The sequence below is a fragment of the Pseudomonas sp. H1_F01 genome, assembly GCF_054681425.1.
The window spans coordinates 3,321,610-3,346,368 of sequence record NZ_CP162823.1; the positions used below are offsets into that span (position 1 = coordinate 3,321,610).

The window sequence follows — 24,759 nt, forward strand, 5'->3', positions numbered from 1 at the left end:
TCAGTTTTCCTTGATCAATTCGGCGGCGGCCATGGCGCAGCTTCGGCTGGCACTGGTGCCGGCGCGCCCGTGCAATTCGAACCACTCGGTTGGCAGGCCGCACTCGCAATCGGCCGGATGCAGCGTCGCCAGGTCGCTCATCACCACGGCGTGCGCCGGACTGGATGAGATGTAGGGCGAGACGAACGACAGCAACCCTGGCTCGCCCAGCGGCTGGACACTGAAGTCCTTGGGGTGGCGCACGAAGATTTTCGAGTAGACCGGTACGTGGAACCGATGCTGTTCACATTCGATGTAAGGCACCGCGTGCTCGACCGCGCCGTAGCCGTCGCGGCACCGATGGGCCTCGATGCCCAACTGCCGGGTGATGCGTGCGTAGACCTGATGGCGAGGGATTTCCTGGGCAGCCTGCTTCTTCCAACCGCCCCCCAGGAAGACGAGTGATCCTTGGGCAAGCTTCAGGTCCTGTACAGCGGTTTGCTGCATGCGTTCAAGTACGTGCCATAACAATGCCGGAAAACCGAAGATCCGCACCGGCAGGCCTTCTTCGGCGAAGGATTGCAGGGCGCTGATCACGCCGAACACATCGAATTCATGACCTTTTCCGGTGCGACGCAAGGCGTAGGCAACGCGATTGGCCGGCGCGAAGCGACACAGGAATTGATCGGTGTATGCCGTGCCGAGTTGGTTGGCCGCTTCGGGCTCGTGGCTGAAGAGAAGATAATTGCAGGGCGAATCAGGCGTGGACCAGCCGTAGTGTTCAAAGATTTTCGCCACCATGCCTTGGGCCGCCATCATGCTGCGCTCGTCATAGCGCATACGACTTTTCTGGCCGCTGGTGCCGGAGGAGGTGAGTTCGAGTGCGTTTTCAGCGGTAGGGCTGAGCAGCAATCTTTGCTTGAAATAGCTGGCGTAGATGGGCGGCAGTCGCGCCCAGTCAGTCAGATGCTCCAAGTCATTGACGCATAACCCGTTGGCGTTGAGCCAAGGTTCATAACCGGGCGTGTGCTGACAATGAAACCGGCTGATTTCAGCCATGGCTTTATCGAACAGTCCCGGCGGCACCGAATCGTAGCCATAGGGCTGGGGCAATGCGCACAGCGCATCGGCATGGGGAAAGTGAGTCATCAGGTAGTCCTCAGGGCAGGCAAATTCAGACGTGAGCGGCGGGTTGTGCCGAAAACAGGCGCAATGCAATCAAGCAACCGAGGCCGGCGATGCCGACCATCAACGCGAAGGATTCCAGGCTCGCCCCGGCGCCCAGCAGCGCCAGCAGCGAGCTCGCCGCGCTCATCACCGCGATCGAAATCATTCCGACCATGGCCGAGACCAGCCCTTTACTGTCGTCGCTGGTGAACAGCGCCAGTCGGTAAAGCGCGGCGTTGCCCATGCCGAGCCCGATCGCGTACAGCGACAGGGCACTGACCAGTACGGCAAGCGATAGATCGAATTGACTGGCAACGACCAAAGCGATCAGGCCGGTACAGAAGGGCAGCAGGCTGTAGCCGACCACCCGACGCACGCCGACTCGCTCCACCAGGGCGTTGAGCATCAGATTGCCGAGGATGACTGCCGAGAAAACCGGAATCTGCCAGATACCGTAGAGCAATGGAGAAAGGCCCTGGCCCTGGATCAACAGCAGCGGAGACAGGCCGATCCAGGCAATCAGCGGCAGGCTCATCAACCCTAGCGCGACGCTGGCCGACATGAACCCCACATGGCCCAGTAGCGCGCCGTATCGCCGGACCAGCGAACGCATGTCGAGTGGTTGGGTAGTCGGAGTGTTATCGGGGAGTCGAGTCGCGTCGCTATTTCTCGGCATGAACCACCACAAGGCTAGCCAGCTCAACATCCCGAGGCCGGTCAGCAACATGAACAGCTCACGCCAGGACAGCCATTGCAGCAGCATCCCCCCAGCCAACGGTCCCAAAAGGGGCGAGAGAAGGGCCAGGTTGCCCAACAACGCCATGACTTTCACCGCAGTAGACTCGCAAAAGACCTCTTGAATGGCCGGATAGCTGACCGCGATCACAAAACCCAACCCCATCCCCTGGATCAAGCGCAGCCCATTGAAACCTTGCATGCTGGTGACCTGGGTGATCGCCGCGCAAGCCAGCACGAATCCGGCGCACCCGACCAGCATGAATGGGCGCCGTCCATGGCGATCCGACAGTGGGCCGATCAGCCATGGCAACAGGATGCCGCCCAACAGGTACAAGTTGAATGCGTAGGGAATTTGATCGGCGGATGCATCCAGATCCCGGGTCACCATGAGCATGGCGGGCATGACCAGGTCGCTGGCCATATAGGTAAGGAGTTCAAAAACGGCGATTGCCAGGCAGAAGCCTGCCAGGCGAGTGGACGAAAAAATGATCGGCTGATTTTGCATGGGTTTCCAACGCTGGCTTTCGGAAAGAAGAAATCACTTCTTTTTCGAGATTACGTTGGTGACGTCCACGGTCGTAAGGCGACTTCCCCTGTATGAGCGAGGGAAAACGGAACTTTTTTTGTAGGATGAATCCTTCAGAAGGTATTTACGGCGGCTGCTTAATAATCCGGTGCCCGATGAAAGCAGGTCATCAATGCCTACGACTACAGTCGCGCGAAAATGCGCGAGGGCTGTACCATAGAGTCCTGCTTGCATCGCGCAACGAAAAAGGTGAAGCAGTGCCGAGATGCAAATGCGATGCAGAGGGGAATCACTTCAGGAAGCTGGCAAATGACTCATTCGCAACGTTTGAAATACTCGATTCTGATCGTCCTCGTCGTCCTGGCAATCATGCTTGGACTGTCGTGGATGCAGGGCAAGGGCATGATCAGCGAGCAGCTGTTTCAATACATCGCCATTGCCGTGGCGGTCATCGTGGTGGTGATCAACGGCGTGATGCGGCGCAAGGTCAAGTCCTGAGCGACGGCTTCAATCCTCGGCCTGGAGCACGGCCATCGCACTGGGGTGCAGGCAGTAGCTTTTATCCGGATTGAGGGTGACGACGCCCTCGCTGCACAGGCGCTTCAAAACCTCGCGCACGCTGAGAAAGGACAATGGAATGTCCAGCCCCAACAACTGGCTGTGCACCCCGCGCACGCCCAGGCTGCGGTTTTCGTGGGCGGCCTTGAGCAGCGCGTCGATGACTTTGAGACGAATCAGGCTGGTCCTGAGCCCGAAGCTCTTGAGCAAGCGCCTGATGTGGTCATTGCCGCCTCGTTCCGCCGGCCTGTCGAATACACGGTGGGGGGCGTTCAGCGAGACGCCGGTCGCCCTTGGCTTGCCCTCCATGGGCAGTTGCGCGTTACGCATGCAAAAACTCCTTACCAGCCTGATCAGAAAAGGTCACGGATACTCTCCTGTAATAGGACGAACGAGGACGCACAATCATGAGGGCCATGATGTGAAAAAAATGCCCTTGCTGCGTCAAACCCTCGCTTTCAAAAGGCCGCCAGCCATTAATTTTTTTTCATCCGGTTCGTTTTCAAGGTAGGCACATTCCGGTTCAGCACGCGGCATGTGATTTCCCAGGCGGGCCGAGTGTTTGTCTTCTGTCGCACCGGTAGCCGTCCTGGTTTCTGAAGTTTTCATCAGGAGTGAACGTGAGAATGTCCGGGCAGTTATCGAGGGTTGGCCTCGCAGGCGCTTTTCTGGGGATCGCCCTCGGGCTCAGCCCCGTGGTCAATGCGCAGGACGATGGGCAGCAGGCCAGTGCCGAGATCCGTCGCACCCGTTTTGGCGTACCGCATATCCGGGCGCAGGATGAACGTGGGCTGGGTTATGGCATCGGCTACGCCTACGCCCAGGACAACCTGTGCCTGCTGGCCAATGAGATCGTCACGGTCAACGCCCAGCGCTCGCGCTATTTCGGGCCGGAGCAGGTCACGGTCGAGCAGCGGGAGAACCGCGTCAGCGATCTGTTCTTCAGTTGGCTCAACACGCCACAAGCGGTTTCCGGTTTCTGGCAGGCCCAGACGCCCCAGGTGCAACAACTGGTCGAAGGCTACGTGGCGGGTTACAACCGTGCGCTGGTCGAACGCAAGGCCAAAGGCCTGCCCGAACAATGTGCCAGCGAATGGGTACGGCCGATCACGGCGCTGGACCTGGTCAAGTTGACCCGCCGGCTGTTGGTGGAAGGGGGCGTTGGCCAGTTCGCCGAGGCCCTGGCCGGCGCGCAACCGCCCCAGGCGACCGCACTCGCGGGCACCCCGGTCACCGGTTTCGCGGCCGCCGCAACCCGGCAGCAGCGTTTTGCCCTGGAGCGCGGCAGCAATGCGTTGGCCATCGGCAGCGAGCGCTCGTTCAATGGTCGTGGGATGTTGCTGGCGAACCCGCATTTTCCGTGGGTAGGCGGCATGCGTTTCTACCAGATGCACCTGACCATTCCCGGCAAGCTGGACGTCATGGGCGCGGCGCTGCCAGGTCTGCCGATGATCAACATCGGTTTCAGCCAGCACCTGGCCTGGACCCACACCGTCGACAGCTCGAAACACTTCACCCTGTACCGCCTGCAACTCGATCCGAAGGACCCGACCCGCTATCTGCTCGACGGCAAGTCTGTGCCGATGAGCCAGCAAACGGTCGTGGTAGACGTCAAGCAACCTGACGGCCAGGTGCAGACGGTCTCCCGAGTGGTCTATGGCTCACAGTTCGGCCCGATCGTGCAATGGCCTGGCCGGCTGGACTGGGATAACCGGTTCGCCTACAGCCTGCGGGACGCGAACCTGGAAAACGATCGCGTGCTGGCCCAGTGGTACGCCATGAACAAGGCGGTCACGCTCAAGGATCTGCAGGACGCCGTCCATAAGATTCAGGGCATTCCCTGGGTCAATACCCTGGCGGTGGACGACCAGGGGCAAAGCCTTTACATGAACGTGTCGGTGGTGCCGAACGTCGACGCCGACAAACTGGCCCGGTGCAGCGATCCCCGGGCCGGGTTGAGACTGATCGTGCTGGATGGCTCTCGCAGCGAGTGTGCCTGGGGCATCGATTCCAAAGCCGTGCAAAAAGGCATCTATGCCGCCGACAGGCTTCCGCAGTTGCTGCGCCGTGATTATGTGCAGAACTCCAACGATTCGGCCTGGATGGTCAACCCTGCGCAGCCGCTGTCCGGTTACTCCCCGTTGATCAGCCAGCAAGGTCAGCCGCTGGGACTGCGGGCGCGTTTTGCACTGGACCGGATGGGCCAGTTGGCCAAGAACGGGCCGGTGAAGGTGGAGGATTTGCAGCGCATGGTCATGGACGACCAGGTTTATCTGGCTGACCAGGTGATGCCGGACCTGCTCGGCGTGTGCGCCGGTGACCTGGGGGCCGATGCTTCGGCATTGGTCGAGGCTTGTGCCAGCCTCGAGGCCTGGGATCGCAAGGCCGGCCTGAATAGCGGCCTGGGGTTCGTGCATTTCCAGCACATCATGGACCGGTTGCAGGCGGTACCTGATTCATGGCGCGTCGCCTTCGATCCCAAAGATCCGCAACACACCCCGCGTGGCCTGGCGGTCGAGCGGCCGGCAGTACTCAAGGCCGTGCGCGATGCCATGCTGGCTTCGGTGGAGGCGGTGAAGGTCGCCGGGTTGTCGAAGAACAGCCAATGGCAAGACGTCCAGGTGGCCAGCAGCGGCAGCCGCCAGACACCGATTCACGGCGGTCCCGGGGAGCTGGGCATCTACAACGCGATCCAGAGTGTGCCCGGGGCGAACGGCAAGCGGGAAGTGGTCAGCGGGACCAGCTATCTGCAAGTGGTGACGTTTGACGGCAAAGGTCCGCAGGCCCTGGGATTGTTGGCATTCTCCCTCTCCAGCGACCCGGCATCGCCGTATTCGACGGACCAGACCCAGGCCTTTTCGCAGAAGCAGTGGAGTGTGCTGCCATTCACTGAACAGCAGATCAAGGCCGATCCGCACTATCAGGCGCTGATTATCCGCGAGCGTGATGAGACGGGCAGGGTGGCGACGCAATAGCCGCTTGTGTGCGGTCACATTCAAACTGGATGTAGACTGATCCACCGCCTTCGCGAGCAAGCTTTGCTCCCACAGGGGATTTGTGTTGGCTGGGAAATCGCAGGCTGGCACCGATCCAAACTGTGGGAGCAAAGCTTGCTCGCGATGACGGAGGCATGTTCAACATCAAGGCAGACTGACCCACCGCTATCGCGAGCAAGCTTTGCTCCCACAGGGGATTTTTGTTGGCCGGGAAATCGCAGGCTGGCACCGATCCAAATTGTGGGAGCAAAGCTTGCTCGCGATGACGGAGGCATGTTCAACATCAAAGCAGACTGACCCACCGCTATCGCGAGCAAGCTTTGCTCCCACAGGGGATTTGTGTTGGCCGGGAAATCGCAGGCTGGCACCGATCCAAACTGTGGGAGCAAAGCTTGCTCGCGATGACGGAGGCATGTTCAACATCAAGGCAGACTGACCCACCGCTATCGCGAGCAAGCTTTGCTCCCACAGGGGATTTTTGTTGGCCGGGAAATCGCAGGCTGGCACCGATCCAAATTGTGGGAGCAAAGCTTGCTCGCGATGACGGAGGCATGTTCAACATCAAAGCAGACTGACCCACCGCTATCGCGAGCAAGCTTTGCTCCCACAGGGGATTTGTGTTGGCCGGGAAATCGCAGGCTGGCACCGATCCAAACTGTGGGAGCAAAGCTTGCTCGCGATGACGGAGGCATGTTCAACATCAAGGCAGACTGACCCACCGCTATCGCGAGCAAGCTTTGCTCCCACAGGGGATTTTTGTTGGCCGGGAAATCGCAGGCTGGCACCGATCCAAATTGTGGGAGCAAAGCTTGCTCGCGATGACGGAGGCATGTTCAACATCAAAGCAGACTGACCCACCGCTATCGCGAGCAAGCTTTGCTCCCACAGGGGATTTGTGTTGGCCGGGAAATCGCAGGCTGGCACCGATCAAAATTGTGGGAGCAAAGCTTGCTCGCGATGACGGCGGCATGTTCAACATCAAGGCAGACTGACCCACCGCTATCGCGAGCAAGCTTTGCTCCCACAGGGGATTTGTGTTGGCCGGGAAATCGCAGGCTGGCACCGATCCAAACTGTGGGAGCAAAGCTTGCTTGCGATGACGGCGGCAGATTCAACATCGAGGCAAGCTGTCCCTCTGCTATCGCGAGCAAGCTTTGCTCCCACAGGGGATTTTTGTTGGCCGGGAAATCGCAGGCTGGCACCGATCCAAATTGTGGGAGCAAAGCTTGCTCGCGATGACGGAGGCATGTTCAACATCAAGGCAGACTGACCCACCGCTATCGCGAGCAAGCTTTGCTCCCACAGGGGATTTTTGTTGGCCGGGAAATCGCAGGCTGGCACCGATCCAAATTGTGGGAGCAAAGCTTGCTCGCGATGACGGAGGCATGTTCAACATCAAAGCAGACTGACCCACCGCTATCGCGAGCAAGCTTTGCTCCCACAGGGGATTTGTGTTGGCCGGGCAATCGCAGGCTGGCACTGATCCAAATTGTGGGAGCGAGCCTGCTCGCGATGACGGCGGCAGATTCAACATCGTGGCAAGCTGTCCCTCTGCTATCGCGAGCAAGCTTTGCTCCCACAGGGGATTTGTGTTGGCCGGGAAATCGCAGGCTGGCACCGATCCAAACTGTGGGAGCAAAGCTTGCTCGCGATGACGGAGGCATGTTCAACATCAAGGCAGACTGACTCACCGCTATCGCGAGCAAGCTTTGCTCCCACAGAGAAAAGCTTTCAGTTCGTGGCCGGTCGTTGCCCGATGGAGTTGAGGACCGGGTTGCCGTCCTTGTTCCGGGTCAGATAGACCGGCAGGACTTTGGGCAGCGAAGGCACCAGGTTCTGCACTTCGCTGATGTTGTAGACACCACCGATACGCAAGCCACCGGTGCTGTTGTCGGCCAGCATGACGGGCCGGTCGAGGTAGCGGTTGATCAGCGGCAGTGCATCGCTCAGGGCGAGGTTATCCAACACCAGCTTGCCGTTGCGCCACGCCAGCGAACTGTCGTTGGCGTCTGTCTCACGAACTTGCGGTTGCTGGTCGCCGGCCTTGTAGCTTGCCTGCATGCCCGGGGAAAGCGGCAGGCCGTCACGGGGGTTCGCCTGGTTGCTGGTCACCCTCACCGAGCCCTCCAGTAGCGTGATCCGGACCTGGTCCTGGTACATCCATACGTTGAAGCGAGTACCGGTCACGCGCACCTGGCCTTGGCCGGCCCGAACGACAAACGGGTGCTGTTTGTCGTGGCTGACGTCAAAAAACGCCTCACCCTTTTTCAGCGTCACCCTGCGTTCGTTTTTGTAGTTGGCAAATACCAGCTCACTGCCCAGGTTGAGTTCGACCTGGCTGCCGTCACCCAGGGTGACATGGCGTACGCTTGCGCCGGCTTCGAAGCGCTGGTAGGAATTGGCAACCCAGCCCAGGTTCCAACCGGTGTAAGCGGCCAGCGGCATGCCGACTACGAACACCGCAGCGGCGACCGCCAACCGACTCCAGCGCGACCGGCTGCGGCGTGCTGGGGCGGCTGGCGCCGACTCGACGCGCGGCAGATGATCGGCAACAGCCCAGATCTCCAGCATGGCTTCGTATTCGAAAGCATGCAGGGGATCGGCATCGTGCCATTGCTTGAACGCCTGCCGTTCGGCATCGGTGCAATCGACGGCATGCAAACGCATGCACCAATGGGCAGCGGCATCGGTAATGGCGTCGTATTCGGCTTCCGAGAGGGGATGTTCGGTCATTGACTCTTCCTGGTTTGCCGCATTCTAACCTTCGGCATGAGCTGCCGAGAACAGCCGTCATGGCGTTTACGCATCAATGAGCCTTTTTTTCTCAAACATTCGTCGTGGCCTACCGTCGCATACATTGCGTGAAAAAAAGATCAACCACTCAAACCCTTCACGGCACGGCAATTTGCCGTGATGGAGTGGAGTCGAGTTGGCGTCCCAATTCACAAATCAAGAGCGTGAGCGAGTCGGCGTTGCGAAGTATGACGTCGATGCGCTTGTCCGGCAAAATCGGATCGAGAAAATCATCACGAGCGTTATCCATGGTTCTGGCGCCGGTTATCTTCAGGATTTCCCGGGTGGTTTGCCGGTATCCAGGCAACAGCTCCAGCTTCTTGTAGGTGTTATCCGTGCTGTCCCATTGCGTGAACAGTTTTGACTTTGGCGTGGTCAATGAAAGCCCGTTGAGTTGCAGGTCCTTTTGCTTGTCGTATTGCAACTTTCCGGCGTAAGTCACTGTTGAAATCAAATCGAGAAATGGCAGTGCGGCGTCCAGGTAGATGATGTCGAACGTATTGAACAACTGATGGGAAATTTCGTGAATGAAGGTCGCTCCCTGGGCATGTGCATCGACATTGAAGAACTCGGGTACGACGGCCTTGTACCAGTCCAAGCCCATGTCGAAAAAAAACTGCGTGATATAGATTCTTCCGACGGCTGCCGGCTCGAGTACGAAGGCGGTTGCTCGATCTTCCAGGTGCTTGAGGTTGCCGATCACGATGCGGTCGGCATTCTGGAGCGCCCAGGATGGATCGGCCAACGCCCGGCATATAGGCGAGATCGCCGCCTCTATCTTGCCGATAAGACGCGCATCGACGCTGTTGACCCCAAAAAACAATCTCAGGAAATTATCCAGCCGAGAGCCCACAAGTGGTTGTCGCTTGAATTGATCAAAGTTGTGAAGGGCGTTGAATGAATAGAACCTCGCGGTCTCCAGTGCCTGCATAATTGCATTTGCACGATACGGATATTTCCTGCGTATCTCAGCCATGCCCTTTGCTTCGATATTCAGTGAACCCTTGGCCTTGAAGTCGCTGTAGGTGACGGCCATCTTCGAGCCGGCTTTACCGAAGCGTATGGTCTGGCGTTGTGGATCGAGTGCCCATGTCCGGCCGTCAGGCGACTTTCTCAATAACGGCCCCTCTGCGTGCTCATGCACGATTCGCCAGGTTTGGCCGGCTTTCGCTACTTGGAAGACTTTGCCGGCGAGGGGGATGTACAGCTTGCCGTTTTCCAGTGCCTTGTAGGTTCCGTCGATCAGGTCCAGTTGCAGGCCCGACAGGCTGATGCCCATGGCCTCGAAAACGCTCAAGTCGGTTCGGATCTGGGCGGTGGAAGCGATGTCCTTCCAGCGATTGGCCAACGTAGCGCCTTGGGAGAGAGGTTCAACGGGATCGAGCAGGCCGAATGTGTCTTCGCGATTCATCAGGCCCAGCGACACCATCTCCGCGGCGCCAGCGATAAAGTCGTGCAGGCCTGTTCTCCAGTCATGTTGCTGCAAGGCTTCGGCTGAAGCCTTGAAGTCCTGGTAGCTTTCCCAAAGCGTTTCGATAAAAGTCAGTTTGCCCGACAACTGTCCCCCGACCAACTTGATGCCGGAGCTGAGCAGGTGCAGGACCGTTCCCCAGTCAAACTGTCGATTTTCATTGGTTTGCGCGGTCAGCATGTCCGATAACAATGCTGCGTTGTCGTCGAACAATGTGTCGAGCAGGTTGGTCTGGATAGGGTTCGAGGCCAGGGTGATTTCCGATCGCTGCCCGAGCGTGGCGGCGAACAGGTGCCTGAATGTGGACTGCTGGTGCTCGGGAAGCCGGCGAATCAGCAGGTCCTGAAGTATCCCTGGCGTATTGAATGCGGCAATGACGCTCTTTTCATCCTTGAATTCGGTGAAGTGATCCCCCTCATGGTAGGGCGAATACAGGACTTGAGGACTTGTCGCATCGACGCTCGAACCGATCAAGTAGAGCCCCTGCACTTTGACCGGCACGGCACCGTCGGTCTTGATCAACTCCAGCGGGCGAATAAACGCGTTGGCACCGTCAACGGCTTTGCGAGCGACGGCATCGGGCATGTCCACCACCTGACGGATCAAATCAAAGGCCAGGGGGGAAAGGTGTTGTTGCAGATAGCGTGCGTGAGCGTATTGCAGCAACTGCCAGGGCATTTGTTGGCGGAAGGCCGCTTTCCTTTGCCGGGCCTGCGCAGTGGTGCCGGACAGTTTCTGCGCCACCTGATTTTTAAAGTCGGTGGAGATATCCAACGAAGACAGCATCTGCCGGACGGTGATCTCGTTCAGGCCGTCCGGCAGTTTCTGCGTGGACGTTGAAGAAACCTTGAATCCTTCCCGGGTCACTTCGATGTGATGCATGGCGAAGTCGGTTAGCGAACTGGCCGGCCCGACGATGGCAAGGTTCGGTGTGATCTGGATGGTGTCGGGGTCAAGGTTGTTTGCGGCGAAGCGTGCGCTCAGCAGCGCTTTCAGTTTATTACGCACATAGGTGCGCAGCGGCTCGATACCGTCCAGATAGTCCTTGCCATCGACCACGCTGTTTTTATATTGCTCAAGCAACTCGACGTGCAGGCGTTGATCGTCAAGTGCCGCTGTACCGAGCCAGGCGGGGAGTTGCTGTTGCTGCTTGTTGGCCTGGGCAATGTGTGAGGCGCGCTTGAGGTTGGTGGGCGCGCCTTTGTTCAGCAATGCCTGAAGGCTTCTCGACAGTGCCTTGCCGGTCAGTTGCCAGCTCCCGGCCTTCAAGGTGCTCAGATAAGCATGCTCGGCCTCAAAGTGTTTGATGAACGAATTCATCCGATTCACCAGCACGTTGTCCTCGATCAGCTCATACGCCTGGAGTTGATAATGCCCATGAGGTTGGCGTTGTGCCGGCGTGAGATTAGCGAGCAAACCAAAGCGTTTCCGGGAGTCGAGCAGGTGTCGATTCAATTGCTGGGTGGCAACTTCAACAGACGAAAACGCCTGCAAGCCATCGGCGGGCGTCCAGAGGATTGCCATGCCCGAATAGGGGGTGTCGAGGCCTCCGCGTTCAGTTAATAAAAAGCAGTTGGCAAGGGGTAGATAAACCGTTCGACCATCTTCGCTACAAGCCAGCGTCAATGAATAGACATCCGGCCGAAAGCCCCTGACGCCTATCCGTTGTGCGCGGTCCGGGTATTCTGAATCGTAGGCAAAAACCGCTCTGATCAGGTCATTCGCAATCGACGGCAGGCTCGCGTTAAGTTCCCTGAGTTCGGCCTCGGCACGTATCCCCAAGGAAAAAACATTGGTCAGTTCAGCCAGTAATTGCTTGAGCCCATTGCGCAGCGAAACGTTGTGGGAGGTCGGCAACCGGGTAAAGAGGTTATCGAAAGCCGCTTCGACATCGGTGTAACTCTTGACCTTTCTTTGCATCTGATCAGCCATGAAGTTGGACGGGCGCAGACTTCCATGAAAAGCGGGATGAGTGCCCCAGTGTCCGGCAGTAGGCTGGTCCAACAGGCTTTTGTTGATGAAGGTGCGTATATCCAACGCCTTGTCGATGAGCGGGTGGATATCGACATCGCCCTGGCGAGACATTTCCAGTGCGTAATGAAGATTATTCTTCTGTTTTTCGATGATGGTATTCGCCAGGGATTCGGCCACTGGCAAATCCAGTGGCTTGCCCGAAAGCTGTGGCTCGTCAAACCGCAGGAAACGGTTGCGCTCTTCCAGGCTCAGCAGGCTATAGAGCGCTTCCTTTTGTGCGGTGCTTGCGGGGTTACCGAACAGCGCAGCCTTGAAACCGAGATGGTTGTCTATTTTCTGAAGACCATGCATGGGCGTGTAGAGATAGTTGCCTTTGGCGCTGATCATCATGGAGCCTGCAAGTTCTACGAAGTGCGGCTCATATTCCCAGAGGCGAATCGTTTCGATGAACAGCAGTGTCTCGTCTCGACGGGAAGGTCTGAACAGCCGGAGCAGCTCACGACTTTGTTCCTCCGTCAGTTGTCTTTTTTCCCGCTCGACCAGGATGGTTGCCCAGAGTCCATCGTGGATGACTTGGGAAAGCAGTTTGCGTCGAGACATATAGAAGTGAGTCGTCGTGTTCTCCCAAAAGGCATCGAGGCAGCCGATGAGCGTCGGAATCAGTTTCCTGGCAACGTCCTTTATGATGTTTTCCCATTGCTGCGGGCTGTAGGACGATGCAAGTGTCCCCGGATGAGTCAGATCGATGTCATGCCCGACAGGCCAGCCCTGATGATGGAAATAGCCCAGGATGGCATCGCTCAGTGGGATGCTTTCGGTCACCTGGATGGCCCTTGGATTTCCCGGGCGAGCCCCCTTGCCGAAGGCCACGCGGATCTGTCGATGATCCAGGTCCGGCAGCGCCTCGTTCAAGATCTGGTCAAGCATTGATCTCAAGGAGGGCAACTTGATCAGTTCATTCACCATGGCCAGGGCGTTGAGGCTCTGGGCGTACTCGATGGATTCGAGCTGGGTCTTGAAAACATCCTCTTCGATGAGTTGCCGGGTCAGCCTGATGTCAGTGGTGCTGTTCAGTTCGCTGCGCTGGGAAATCGACAAGAGGCGGAACAGGTCGTCGCGTTGCGCGGTGTCCCGGCGCATGTGGTCAATCTGTTCTTCGAGGGAGACCAGGTTGTCGAACTTTTTTATGCCACCTCTTGGCGTGTAGAGAAACACCGGGTGGGTGCTGGTTTCGGCGCTGTTCGACGAGGTGCTAAGGACAAAGCAGCCGGCCAGTGCAATGGGCGATTTTTCATCGGCTTGCAACAGAATGGTTTCGGCGAACATCGGGGGTGTCTGCGCTGCGCGCTGGGTGTGGTCGGGCAGGGCGATGTGCTGCAACCAGTCGAGGTCTGCCTGCGTCAGACCGTGGGTGGCGGTCAATTCGTCCAGGCGATGGGGGGGCAATACCTCGGGAAATAAAAGTGGCGTGGTTTCAGTGAGCATCGTTGCTTCTCGATCAGGGCGCCTCAGAGCGGCGCGAACATGGAGGAAGCCGCCAGACTAGGCAACGATGAATGAGCAAAGGTGGTACATAGTTACCGCATGCTGGTTTTCGACCTGCCAGCCGGGCAAATGCCGCGGACAAGGATTGACAGTGCGCGCCTGAAACGGTGTTTAATCACCCGGCGGGTCCCTTTACGCTGTTGCTACCTCCAACAATCATTCTGGAGCTTCAGATGTCTGCGCCATCCGATCATGCCGCTTCTTGCACCTTGTCTTTCGATGCTCTGGTGAGCTTGCTGGAGAAAATTTTCCTGCGTCATGGCACGTCGACCGAAGTCGCTCGGTGCCTGGCTGAAAACTGCGCCGGGGCCGAGCGCGACGGTGCCCACAGCCATGGGGTATTTCGCATTCCCGGTTATGTCTCGACACTCGACAGCGGTTGGGTCAACGGCAAGGCCGTGCCAGTGGTCGAGGACGTCGCGTCAGGGTTTGTCGCCGTGGACGCCGGCAACGGGTTTGCCCAGCCCGCACTGGCCGCAGCGCGTCCATTGCTGGTGGCGAAGGCCCGCAGCGCCGGCATTGCCATCCTGGCCATTCGCAACTCCCATCACTTTGCCGCCCTCTGGCCGGATGTCGAGCCGTTCGCCTATGAAGGCCTGGTGGCGTTGAGTGTGGTCAACAGCATGACGTGTGTGGTGCCCCATGGCGCGGACCGCCCATTGTTCGGCACCAATCCCATTGCCTTCGCCGCACCACGGGCTGACGGTGAGCCGATTGTTTTCGACCTCGCCACCAGCGCCATTGCCCACGGCGACGTACAGATTGCTGCACGCAAGGGCGAGTTGTTGCCGCCAGGAATGGGCGTGGACAGCCTTGGCCAGCCGACCCGCGACCCCAAGGCGATTCTCGAAGGTGGCGCGCTCCTGCCTTTTGGTGGGCACAAGGGCTCGGCGCTGTCGATGATGGTCGAATTGCTGGCGGCAGCCCTGACTGGCGGCAATTTTTCCTTCGAATTCGACTGGCACGACCACCCGGGCGCCAAGACCCCGTGGACCGGACAGTTGTTGATCGTGATCGACCCGAGCAAGACCGCCGGGCAAAACTTCGCCGAGCGCAGCCAGGAGTTGGTCAGGCAGATGCATGGCGTTGGGTTGCGGCGCTTACCGGGAGACCGTCGCCATCGCGAACGCAGCAAATCCAATGAGCATGGGATTAGCTTGGACGAGCAGACCCTGGCGCAATTGCGCGAGTTGGCAGGGATTTGAACAACCCGCTGTGGCGGCCAGCCTGGCTGCCACTGCCTTGCCGTGACACGCTGCGCCAAGCCTTCTACTATGACGGCTTCTTTTCTGTGGAATCGCCTGGATGAGTAAGCCCGGCCAAACGGTGCTGGTTGCGCTGCGCAAGATGATCGCCTCGGGCGAGTTGGCCGCTGGCGAGCGCTTGATGGAAATACCTACGGCCGAGCTGTTCGGCGTTTCGCGCATGCCGGTGCGCATGGCGTTCCGAACCTTGGAGCAGGAAGGGTTGCTGGTGCGCTTCGGCGGACGAGGTTTCCAGGTGCGTTCGGTCAGTGCCGAGCAGATCGCCGGGGCGGTGGAGGTGCGTGGCGTGCTGGAAGGCCTGGCGGCACGGCAGACAGCCGAGCACGGCTTGTCTGAAGAAGCCCGCGCGATACTCGAGCAATGCCTGGTGCAGGGCGATGAACTGTTCGCCAAGGGCTATGTGACCGAGGACGACCTGGAGGTCTATCACGACCTCAACATGCGTTTTCACCAAGTGATCGTCGAAGGCAGCCACAACCCGGCGATTGCCGATGCCCTGGCCCGCAACGATCATTTGCCATTCGCCTCAGTCACCGCCCTGGCGGTGGATCGCCAGAACATGGCCGGCGAATTTCGCCGCTTCAACTATGCCCATATGCAACACCACTCGGTGTTCGACGCCCTGATCAACCGCCAGAGCGGCCGCGCCGAGGCAATCATGCGCGAGCATGCCAACGCGACCCTGCGCTACGCCGAAGTGTTCGGCTCGACGCTGGCTGACGAGCGGATGACGGTGATCCTGCGCTCGGAGTAACCCGCCCGGTTGCAGGTAACAGCTGGATTGTCATTCACCACAAATCCCCTGTGGGAGCGAGCTTGCTCGCGATAGCGGTGTGTCAGTCACCATCAATGCTGCAGAACCGACGCCATCGCGAGCAAGCTCGCTCCCACAGTGTCCGGTGTTAGAGGTCCAGTACTAAGACGGGTGTCTTGGACCTTGAGCAACATGGCGTGAACTGGTCGTTGCTGGCCTGTTCAGCCTCGGTCAGGAACATGTCCCGATGCTCCGGCACACCTTCCAGTACACGCGTCAGGCAGGTGCCACAGACACCTTGTTCGCACGAGATCGGAATCTCGATGCCGTGGCTTTCCAACACCTGCACCACACTGCGGTCCGTCGGCACGTCGAACACTTGGCCGCTGCGGGCCAGTTTGACCGAAAAGCTGCCATCGGCGCGGGTGTCGGTAGGGGCGGCGGCGAAGTATTCGCGGTGCAGGCAGGCTTCCTGCCAGCCCTGGTTCTTGGCGGTGTCGAGGACGTGTTGCATGAATCCGCCGGGGCCGCAGACGTAGAGGTGCACGTCGTCACCGGGCGCGGCCAGCACCCTGGCGGCGTCCAGCAGGGTTTCAGGTTCTTCATCGAAATGCAGGAAGACCCGGTCGGCATAAGGAGACTGGCGCAGGCGCTCGACAAAGGCCGCGCGGTCGCGGGCGCGGGCGCAGTAATGCAGCTCGAACGCTGCACCGCTCTGGGCCAGGTGCTCGGCCATGCACAGGATCGGCGTAATGCCGATGCCGCCGGCAAACAGCAGGCTGCGGCGGGCTTGCGGGGCGAGAGCGAACAGGTTGCGCGGCTCGCTGATGTGCAAGCGCATACCTGGTTGGATCAGCTCATGCAGGCTGCGCGAACCACCGCGGGATGTCGGGTCCTTGAGCACGCCGATGAGATAGCGATGCCGCTCCTCGGGGTGGTTGCACAGCGAGTACTGGCGAATCAGCCCGCCGGGCAAGTGCACATCGATATGGGCGCCGGCGGTGAAGGCCGGCAGCGGCTCACCATCGACACGCGTCAATTCGTAGCTGCAGATATCGAGGGCTTCGTTGTGTCGCGCCGCGACGTGGACTTCGATCATGGCCGTTGCTCCGCCAGCTGTGGTTGATGGCTGCTGGCGATCAACCCGGCCTGTGCTTCCCGTTCCCGTGCAATCCAGCGCTCCAGTACCCGGCGAGACTGTACGCCGCCCGCGTCGATGTTGAGCTTGAGCAGGTTGCGTTGCGGATGGTCCAGCAGGTTTCGCTGTTGGCGTTCGAGCATTTCCAGGTCTTCGCTGAAAATCTTGCCTTGGCCTTCGCGAATGGACGCGGTAAGTGCTTCATCCTGTGGTTGGAAGTGCCGGGCCATGCCCCAGAAGTACCAGATCGACGTCTCGGTTTCGGGCGTGATGAAATCCACCACGATGCTCGACGCCTTGAATTGCGGCGCGGCGTGATAACCGCCGTTGCCGGCATGGGCCACGCCGACTTCGATCAGCACATGGCTGGGCGGGGTGAAACGGCAGATCTGCCAGCGATCCACCGGCACGTCATCGGCCAGGTTGTTGCCGCGCAAGGCCATGCGCCAGAATGGCGGGGCCATGATGTTTTCCATGTGCCGGGCGGTGACCACTTCATCGCCGTCGACCGTGGTCACCGGCGGCGCCTCGTCGATTTCCTTCTGGCCGATGCTCGAGGCGTGGACGTAGGTTTCGTGGGTCAGGTCCATCAGGTTGTCGATCATCAGGCGATAGTCGCACTGGATATGGAACAGGCCGCCACCGTAGGCCCATTCATCGCTTTCGGCCCATTCCAGATGATGGATCAGCGCCGGGTCGGCCAGCGCCTGGTCACCGGGCCAGACCCAGATGAACCCATGCCGTTCCTGTACCGCAAAGGTCTTGTTGCAGGGGAAGCCTCGTACCCGTTGCCCCGGCATCTCGACAGTCTTGCCGTCGCAGCCCATCACCAAGCCGTGATAGCCGCACACAAGGTTGCCGTTTTCGACATGCCCCAAGGAGAGCGGGGCGCCGCGATGGGGGCAGAAGTCTTCCACCGCCGCGACCTTGCCTTCATGCCCCCGGTAAAAAACCATCTTCTCACCACAGATCTGGCGACCCAGGGGTTTGTCGGCGATTTCATCGGGGGTGCAGGCAACGTACCAGGCATTTTTGGGGTACATGAGGGATCTCCAGGCGGATGTTGTTCTTGTCTGTGGATCCATTAACTCTCTTAACTAATTTATTTGTCAACGGTATTGCTGGAAAAATGGCCGATTTATCTGATCAGTGGATCCATTGGTGGGCGATTGGCGGTCACATCAGAACCGATAGGCCGCCGGCACCTGTGCTTCGATGAACCGCTGCATGTGCTCCAGAAAGCTGGCGTGCAGCCTGGAAACCGGCCCTTGGATGGGCAGGAGCATGCTGAAATCCATTTCTATCGCCGGTTCGAAGGCCCGGAAGACGATGCCCTGGCCGCGGTACTCGACGGCACTGATGGCATCCACCAGCGCCACGCCCAGGCCCTGTTCGACAAACGCGCACATGGGCAGCGAGAGTTGGGTTTCCAGGCGTAGTTCGCGGTCCACACCATGGGCGGCGAAGATCGCATCGATGTGCTGGCGCGAGGCAATCGACTGCGGGTAGGAAATGAACGGTTCGCCCTGCAAGTCTTCCGGGCGGATCGTCGCCTGGTTCTGCAAGCGATGGCCGGCGGGCAGGGCGCAGAGCATGCGCGTGGCCAGCAATTTTTCCGCGCGAGGGCTGGGGTACGTATTGGGCAGCACGATCAGGCCCAGGTCGCAGCGCTGGCCCACCACCAGGTCCACGACTTCCCGGGACGAATGCACCACCAGCGATATCTGCACTTGATCGTGTTCGGCCATGAACGCGGCAATTGCCCGGGGCACGAACGACAAACCCATGGCCGGTGCGCAGGCAATGTGCAGTGAACCGCGCTTGAGCGTGCGGATGTCCTGGGCGGTACGCGCAATGCGCTCCACGCCCAACAACGAACGCTGCACTTCCTGATACAGGGTCATGGCCTCGGCAGTGGGTTGCAGTCGCCCTTTGACCCGGTCGAACAGGCTGAAGCCGATGTCCTCTTCCAGGCTGGCGATCAGCCGGGTCGCCGCCGGCTGCGAGATGTGCAGCATTTCGGCGGCTCGGGTCACGGTCTGGCCCAGGATCACGGCGCGAAAGGCTTCCAACTGACGCAGGTTCATAGGCCAATCCAATCCATAACAAAAAGACATGAGGTTGCCAAAATAAAGCATTTTTCAAGGCGTTGTCATGGCCCTAGGATCGAGCGCAACCACTTAATCCAGCCATGGGCCGGCTCTTGATTGAATGAGAAGCGCCTAAAACAGCGATAAGAAAGCCATGCAGAAAACTGATGTCATTGTCGTAGGAGGTGGCCTGGTGGGGATGTCCATCGCCTTTGGGCTGGCCTTGCTCGGGCGCCAGGTGAGCGTGCTCGACGAAGGCGACGACGCCATCCGCGCTGCCCGGGGCAACTTTGGGTTGCTTTGGGTCCAGGGCAAGGGCTACCGGATGAGCCCTTATGCGCAATGGACGCGGGAATCGGTGGCGCTCTGGCCTCGATTCGCTGCGGCGTTGCAAGCCGATACCGGCATCGACGTCCACCTGCGCCAACAGGGTGGCTTCCAGTTGTGCCTGAGCGACGTGGAAATGGCCGAGGAAAGTCATCGGCTGGGTTGGCTGCGTGACGCCTTTGCTGGCGACTACCCCTTTGAACTGCTGGACGCCACGCAACTGCGCGCCCGCTTGCCCGGCATTGGGCCTGATGTAGTGGGCGGCTGTTTTTCGCCCATGGACGGCCACGTCAACCCGCTCAAGCTGCTGCGCTCGCTCTACGCCGCCTGCCAGGCTCGCGGGGTCAAGCTCATCAACGGTCATCACGTCGAGGCTATCGACACGGGCACCAAGGGCTTCGAACTGCGGGCAGGAGAGCAGCGCTGGGCTGCCCGCCAGGTGGTCCTGGCCGCTGGCCTCGGCAATCGGACGCTGGGGGCCAGGGTAGGGTTGGACGTGCCGGTGCAGCCGAACCGTGGGCAGATTCTGGTCACCGAGCGGCTTGAGCCATTTCTGCAGTACCCCACTACGTATGTCCGCCAGACCGACGAGGGCACGCTGCAACTGGGTGATTCCCACGAGTCGACGGGCTTCGATGACGGCACCGGCAGCCAGGTCATGGCGGCTATTGCCCGGCGCGCGGTGCAGTGTTTTCCGCGGTTGGGCCAGGTACGACTGGTGCGGGCCTGGGGGGCGTTGCGGGTGATGAGCGCCGATGGCTTTCCGATCTACGAAATGCCCCAGGGCTGCCCGGGGCTGTCGATTGTCAGCTGCCACAGTGGCGTGACGCTGGCCGCCGCCCACGCCTTGCGCCTGGCGCCCTGGATCGCCGGCGAATTCGATGACCCGGCGGTGAAGCCATTCGGGCTGCACCGTTTCAACCTGCAAACAGAGGTGCGCCATGTCGGCTGACAGTCTGTTCCGGCCACTGGCTTCGGAAGATCACACCGTGCATATCGAATTCGAAGGCAGACTGCTCACGGTACCTGCCGAGGTATCCCTGGCGGCGGCGCTGTTGGCCTGTGGCATTCGCCACACCCGCGAAAGCGCGATCAACGGTCGCCCCGGTGCCCCTTATTGCATGATGGGCGCGTGCTTCGAATGCCTGGTCGAGGTGGACGGACAAGCCAATGCCCAGGCTTGCCTGGTGCCGGTGCGCTCCGGCATGCGCGTGCGTCGCCAACGCGGAGCCGCTTGCCTGGCACCGTGGCAGGAGGGCGGCGATGAGTAATGCAGTCATCGACCTGATCATCATCGGCGCGGGTCCGGCGGGAATGAGCGCTGCGCTCGAAGCCAGGGCCCACGGCCTGTCGGTCGTCGTGCTGGATGAACAGGCCAGCCCGGGTGGGCAGATTTATCGCCAGGTGCTCCAGGCTGACGCGCGCCGACGCGCCGTGTTGGGTGACGACTACGTGGCCGGGGCGAAATTGGCCGCCGACTTTTTGCAATGCGGTGCCCGCTATCTGCCCAACGCAGCCATCTGGCAGGTGACGCCGCAGCGTCAGGTGCACTACCTGTTCGAGGGGCGTGCCGAAGTCTTGCAAGGGCGCCATCTGTTGATTGCCACGGGGGCCTTCGAACGGCCGATGCCGATTCCCGGCTGGACCTTGCCGGGCGTCATGACCGCCGGGGCCGGGCAGATCCTGCTCAAGAGCGCTGCCATGGTGCCGGCCACTCCAGTGGTGCTGGCCGGGTGTGGTCCATTGCTCTACTTGCTGGCGGTGCAATACCTGCGCGCCGGGATCGCGCTTGAAGCCCTGGTGGATACCAGCCATCGAAGCGATCTGCTGCGGGCCTGGCGGCAAGTGCCCAGTGCGCTGCGCGGCTGGCGCGACCTGCTCAAAGGACTGGGGCTGCTGACGGAGCTCAAGCGTGCCGGCGTCCAGCATTTTCGCGGTGCTTGCAACCTGCAGGTTGACGGCACGGATCGGGCCTGCGCCTTGAGCTTCGACAGTCAAGGCCGCTCGCAGCGCATTCGCGCCGATTTGATTCTGTTGCATCAAGGCGTGGTGCCGAACACCCAGGTCAGTTGGTCGTTGCGTCTGGAGCATGACTGGAATGAACAGCAACTGTGCTGGATTACGCGCCGCAATCAATGGGGTGAAAGCAGCGTGCCGGGCATTTTTATCGCCGGTGACGGTGGCGCCATCGGCGGGGCCCAGGTGGCGCAATTGGAGGGGCGCCTGGTCGCGTTGGCAATCGCCGGCCAGCCGGCGCACGCGCGCGCTCTGCAGCGGCTGTTACGCCGCGCCCGCGCCGCACGGCCTCTGCTCGACACCCTGTATCGCCCCCGGTCCCAGAATCGCATCCCTGCTGATGACGTCACGGTGTGCCGCTGCGAAGAGGTCAGTGCTGGCGACATTCGCCGTTACGTCGACCTGGGTTGCCTGGGTCCCAACCAGACCAAGGCCTTCGGCCGTTGCGGCATGGGCCCGTGCCAGGGGCGCCAATGCGGTCTGAGCGTCACTGAAATCATCGCCGAACGCCGCCACGTGCCACCAGCCGAGGTGGGCTATTACCGCATCCGTTCGCCCCTCAAACCCATCACGCTCGCTCAATTGGCCGGCGAGCGTCTTTCCGTCGAGGAACCTTCATGAGTATTCAACGCATCGAAAGCAACCCACGCCTGAGCCGCAGTGTCGTGCACAACGGCGTGGCCTGGCTCAGCGGCGTCGTGGCCACCGATTGCAGTCAGGACATCCAGGGCCAGACCCGTCAGGTGCTGCAGCGGATCGATGAGCTGCTGGCCGCGTCTGGCAGCGACAAGCACAGGCTGCTCAGTGTGCAGATCTGGATGAAGGACATGGGCCGGGATTTCGCCGCGATGAACGCGCTGTGGAGCGAGTGGGTCGATGTCTCGCAGACGCCAGCGCGGGCCACGGCCCAGGTGGCATTCGACGACCCGGAAATTTTGCTGGAGCTGATTGTCACGGCGGCGGTCTGAGGCCGTCGGCCGGATCACCGTTGTGCTGTCACCGGGCAGGCGACCACCAGAGTAACCGCTCGGGCTTGTTCACATTGCTGCTGCCATAACGGACGACTTCTGTGGAGCGTCCGAAATCAATAACATCGCATCTGGAGCAAATGAATGAACGTTAAACGCATCGCCTTGAAACTGGGCCTCGTCTCGCTGCTGGCTTTCGGTACGAGCCTGCAAGCCGCCGAGTCATCGTTGCGCATCGGCATTGAGGCGGCTTATCCGCCTTTTGCCTCGAAAACCCCGGACAACGCCATCGTCGGTTTCGACTACGACATCGGCCAGGCACTTTGCGCCGAGATGAAGGTCCGTTGTGTCTGGCAGGAACAGGAATTCGACGGTTTGATTCCAGCGCTCAAGGTGAAGAAGGTCGACGCGGTGATTTCCTCCATGTCCATCACCCCCGAGCGGTTGAAGTCGGTGGACTTCACCGATCGCTACTACCGCATCCCGGCGCGCCTGGTGTTTCGCAAGGGCAGTGGCATCAACGATATTCCGGCACAACTCAAAGGAAAGCGGATCGGGGTGCAGCGGGCGACCAACTTCGATCGCTATGTCACTGATCGCTTTGCCCCGGCGGGCGCCGAGGTAGTGCGCTATGGTTCGCAAAACGAAATATTCCTCGACCTGCTGGGCGGGCGCCTGGACGCGACCATGGCCAGTTCGGTAGTGATCGACGAGAGCCTGCTCAAGCGTCCAGAGGGCAAGGATTTCGAGTTTGTCGGTCCCAATTTCACCGAGGAACAATACTTCGGCACGGGCATCGGCATTGCGGTACGCAAGAACGATACGCTGGCGAGCCGCTTCAATCAGGCGCTGGCGACCATTCGCGCCAACGGCACTTACGACCGGATTCGCCAGAAGTACTTTGACTTCGATATCTACGGCGAATAATCCTCGGCCCGTGGGTTTTGTCTCGCGGGCTTGCTGTTGTACAACACGGAGTGATTCATGAAGACCAAAGCGGTACTCACTGAGCAGGACGTTGCGCAATTGCTGGTGGCGGCCAAGGAGCTGGCTCACCAGCGTCAATGGGCAGTGTCGGTCTGTGTGGTGGACGACGGTGGTCATCCCCTGGGGCTGCTGCGCCTGGACGATGCCTCGCCGTTGTCGGCCTACATCGCTACCGAAAAAGCCCGCACGGCCGCCATGGGGCGGCGTGATAGCAAGGTTTTCGAAGACATGATCAATGGTGGTCGTTACGCGTTTCTCAGCGCTCCGCACCTGCAGGGCATGCTTGAAGGAGGGGTGACCATCCGTCATGACGGCCAGTGCATTGGTGCCATCGGGGTGTCTGGGGTCAAGGCTGAGCAGGATGCTGAATTGGCTCGTTTGGCGGTGGAGACGGTGTTGCCAGCGATCACTCCGGATGCCTGAGGCGGCTTAAACCTGTGGGAGCGAGCTCGCTCGCGATAGCGGTGGATCAGTCACAGATGCATCTACATACCGAACGCCATCGCGAGCAGACCCAAACTCCACAAGGTGTGCACAAATCTTCCAGACACGCTCCTCATCAGCAGTTAATCTGCCAAGAGCACATTCACCAAGCGGGATAGGGCATGACAGCGCGCAACTGGATCGATCTCAAGCAGGACGCCACGTCCGGTATCGAGACCGTGCGCGCGCATTTCGAGGGGCATGCCTATGATCCCCACTGGCATGACACCTATCTGGTGGGCGTGACCGAGCAGGGCGTGCAGCAGTTTCATTGCCGCCGCCAGCAGCACAACAGCACGCCGGGCAAAGTGTTCCTGCTCGAGCCCGGCGAGCTGCATGACGGTAACGCCCCTCACGACCACGGGTTTACCTATCGCACGTTGTACCTGGAGCCTCAATGGCTGGAGCGCGAGTTGCGTTCCTTGTTCGACGTGGCGCCGGACAACGCCCAACTGGGGTTTGCCGCGACCCTGACTGACGATGCGCGGCTGGCGAGTGCCACGGCCATGGCCTTCCAGAGCCTGCACGAGCAGGAGATCCGCATCGTGCGCCAGACGGCCCTCGATACGCTGTTGGCCAACCTGACCCAACACCTGCACTGGCGGACGCGGATCAACCCGGATCCGCGGCTGCCATTGGTGGCGCAGCAGGCCCGGGATTATCTGCACAGTCACCTGAGCGAAGACATCGGGCTGGACGACTTGGCGCAGGTCACCGGCGTGGATCGTTTCCGCCTGACCCGTGCGTTCAAGGCGGCTTTCGGCCTGGCGCCCCATGCCTATCTGATCCAGTTGCGCCTGGCCCGCGCCCGGCGCTTGCTGGCCGGTGGCGAGAGCGTCGTGGCGGTGGCGGCCATGCTCGGTTTTGCCGACCAAAGCCACCTGGGCCGCTGGTTCCAGCGCGCCTATCGCCTGAGCCCGGCGGACTACCGCAAGCGCTGCTCAATTGTTCCAGACTGACCACGGCTTCGTGGGGATGATCAAG

General features: G+C 60.2%; 20 protein-coding genes. 11 read left to right on the plus strand and 9 right to left on the minus strand.

Features of this window, described 5'->3' with window-relative positions; translation table 11 throughout:
* Nucleotides 1–1,128: a LuxE/PaaK family acyltransferase gene (locus AB4O09_RS15230; protein WP_003202138.1), complete on the minus strand. Its 1,128-nt coding sequence runs from the start codon at nt 1,126–1,128 to the stop codon at nt 1–3.
* Nucleotides 1,129–1,153: 25 nt separating this feature from the next.
* Nucleotides 1,154–2,389, minus strand: a complete 1,236-nt coding sequence (locus tag AB4O09_RS15235; RefSeq protein WP_003202136.1) for an MFS transporter — start codon at nt 2,387–2,389, stop codon at nt 1,154–1,156.
* 330 nt (nt 2,390–2,719) lie between these two features.
* Here AB4O09_RS15235 and AB4O09_RS15240 point away from each other — a divergent pair, with 330 nt between their 5' ends.
* Complete coding sequence (locus AB4O09_RS15240; protein ID WP_003202135.1) at nt 2,720–2,908, plus strand: hypothetical protein; 189 nt, start codon at nt 2,720–2,722, stop codon at nt 2,906–2,908.
* A 9-nt stretch (nt 2,909–2,917) separates the two neighbouring features.
* Here AB4O09_RS15240 and AB4O09_RS15245 read toward each other — a convergent pair whose 3' ends face one another.
* Both AB4O09_RS15245 and AB4O09_RS15250 read right to left on the minus strand, forming a co-directional pair.
* Nucleotides 2,918–3,298: a hypothetical protein gene (locus AB4O09_RS15245; RefSeq protein WP_003202132.1), complete on the minus strand. Its 381-nt coding sequence runs from the start codon at nt 3,296–3,298 to the stop codon at nt 2,918–2,920.
* Nucleotides 3,299–3,412: 114 nt separating this feature from the next.
* A complete protein-coding gene (locus AB4O09_RS15250) occupies nt 3,413–3,577 on the minus strand; it encodes a hypothetical protein (RefSeq protein ID WP_155252611.1) in 165 nt (54 codons plus the stop codon).
* Nucleotides 3,578–3,594: 17 nt separating this feature from the next.
* Between AB4O09_RS15250 and pvdQ the strand changes: the two genes are divergently transcribed.
* Nucleotides 3,595–5,943 (plus strand): bifunctional acylase PvdQ, encoded by a 2,349-nt coding sequence (pvdQ, locus tag AB4O09_RS15255; protein ID WP_460108398.1) that lies wholly within the window; start codon nt 3,595–3,597, stop codon nt 5,941–5,943.
* Nucleotides 5,944–7,695: 1,752 nt separating this feature from the next.
* Here the strand turns inward: pvdQ and AB4O09_RS15260 are convergent.
* Together AB4O09_RS15260 and AB4O09_RS15265 are read right to left on the minus strand one after the other, a co-directional pair.
* Nucleotides 7,696–8,697: a FecR family protein gene (locus tag AB4O09_RS15260; RefSeq protein ID WP_003202128.1), complete on the minus strand. Its 1,002-nt coding sequence runs from the start codon at nt 8,695–8,697 to the stop codon at nt 7,696–7,698.
* A gap of 157 nt (nt 8,698–8,854) precedes the next feature.
* Entirely contained in the window at nt 8,855–13,687 is a 4,833-nt protein-coding gene (locus tag AB4O09_RS15265; RefSeq protein WP_003202127.1) for a dermonecrotic toxin domain-containing protein, read from the minus strand.
* A gap of 233 nt (nt 13,688–13,920) precedes the next feature.
* On the opposite strand from AB4O09_RS15265, the gene AB4O09_RS15270 reads away from it, so the two are divergent.
* Both AB4O09_RS15270 and AB4O09_RS15275 read left to right on the plus strand, forming a co-directional pair.
* A complete protein-coding gene (locus tag AB4O09_RS15270; RefSeq protein WP_003202125.1) occupies nt 13,921–14,952 on the plus strand; it encodes an Ldh family oxidoreductase in 1,032 nt (343 codons plus the stop codon).
* A 100-nt stretch (nt 14,953–15,052) separates the two neighbouring features.
* A complete protein-coding gene (locus AB4O09_RS15275; RefSeq protein ID WP_003202123.1) occupies nt 15,053–15,766 on the plus strand; it encodes a GntR family transcriptional regulator in 714 nt (237 codons plus the stop codon).
* Nucleotides 15,767–15,914: 148 nt separating this feature from the next.
* Here AB4O09_RS15275 and AB4O09_RS15280 read toward each other — a convergent pair whose 3' ends face one another.
* The 3 genes from AB4O09_RS15280 to AB4O09_RS15290 form a co-directional block, all read right to left on the minus strand.
* A complete protein-coding gene (locus AB4O09_RS15280; protein ID WP_013693425.1) occupies nt 15,915–16,865 on the minus strand; it encodes a PDR/VanB family oxidoreductase in 951 nt (316 codons plus the stop codon).
* Nucleotides 16,862–17,947 (minus strand): aromatic ring-hydroxylating oxygenase subunit alpha, encoded by a 1,086-nt coding sequence (locus AB4O09_RS15285; protein ID WP_003202120.1) that lies wholly within the window; start codon nt 17,945–17,947, stop codon nt 16,862–16,864. The genes AB4O09_RS15280 and AB4O09_RS15285 overlap by 4 nt, the downstream gene beginning before the upstream one ends.
* Nucleotides 17,948–18,085: 138 nt before the next feature.
* Entirely contained in the window at nt 18,086–18,991 is a 906-nt protein-coding gene (locus AB4O09_RS15290) for a LysR substrate-binding domain-containing protein (RefSeq protein ID WP_003202118.1), read from the minus strand.
* Nucleotides 18,992–19,148: 157 nt separating this feature from the next.
* Between AB4O09_RS15290 and AB4O09_RS15295 the strand changes: the two genes are divergently transcribed.
* The 7 genes from AB4O09_RS15295 (at nt 19,149) to AB4O09_RS15325 (ending at nt 24,734) form a co-directional block, all read left to right on the plus strand.
* On the plus strand, nt 19,149–20,273 hold the full coding sequence (locus AB4O09_RS15295; protein ID WP_013693424.1) for an NAD(P)/FAD-dependent oxidoreductase: 1,125 nt from the start codon (nt 19,149–19,151) through the stop codon (nt 20,271–20,273).
* Nucleotides 20,263–20,592, plus strand: a complete 330-nt coding sequence (locus AB4O09_RS15300; protein WP_003202113.1) for a (2Fe-2S)-binding protein — start codon at nt 20,263–20,265, stop codon at nt 20,590–20,592. Before AB4O09_RS15295 ends, AB4O09_RS15300 begins: the two co-directional genes overlap by 11 nt.
* Nucleotides 20,585–21,958 (plus strand): FAD/NAD(P)-dependent oxidoreductase, encoded by a 1,374-nt coding sequence (locus AB4O09_RS15305; RefSeq protein WP_027913107.1) that lies wholly within the window; start codon nt 20,585–20,587, stop codon nt 21,956–21,958. Before AB4O09_RS15300 ends, AB4O09_RS15305 begins: the two co-directional genes overlap by 8 nt.
* Nucleotides 21,955–22,305: a RidA family protein gene (locus tag AB4O09_RS15310; protein ID WP_003202108.1), complete on the plus strand. Its 351-nt coding sequence runs from the start codon at nt 21,955–21,957 to the stop codon at nt 22,303–22,305. Before AB4O09_RS15305 ends, AB4O09_RS15310 begins: the two co-directional genes overlap by 4 nt.
* Nucleotides 22,306–22,449: 144 nt before the next feature.
* Nucleotides 22,450–23,232 (plus strand): ABC transporter substrate-binding protein, encoded by a 783-nt coding sequence (locus AB4O09_RS15315; protein WP_003202106.1) that lies wholly within the window; start codon nt 22,450–22,452, stop codon nt 23,230–23,232.
* A gap of 57 nt (nt 23,233–23,289) precedes the next feature.
* Nucleotides 23,290–23,715, plus strand: a complete 426-nt coding sequence (locus tag AB4O09_RS15320) for a GlcG/HbpS family heme-binding protein (protein WP_003202104.1) — start codon at nt 23,290–23,292, stop codon at nt 23,713–23,715.
* Nucleotides 23,716–23,897: 182 nt separating this feature from the next.
* The gene (locus tag AB4O09_RS15325) at nt 23,898–24,734 is read left to right on the plus strand and encodes an AraC family transcriptional regulator (protein ID WP_003202102.1); all 837 of its coding nucleotides are present in this window, start codon (nt 23,898–23,900) and stop codon (nt 24,732–24,734) included.
* Nucleotides 24,735–24,759 lie beyond the last annotated feature (25 nt).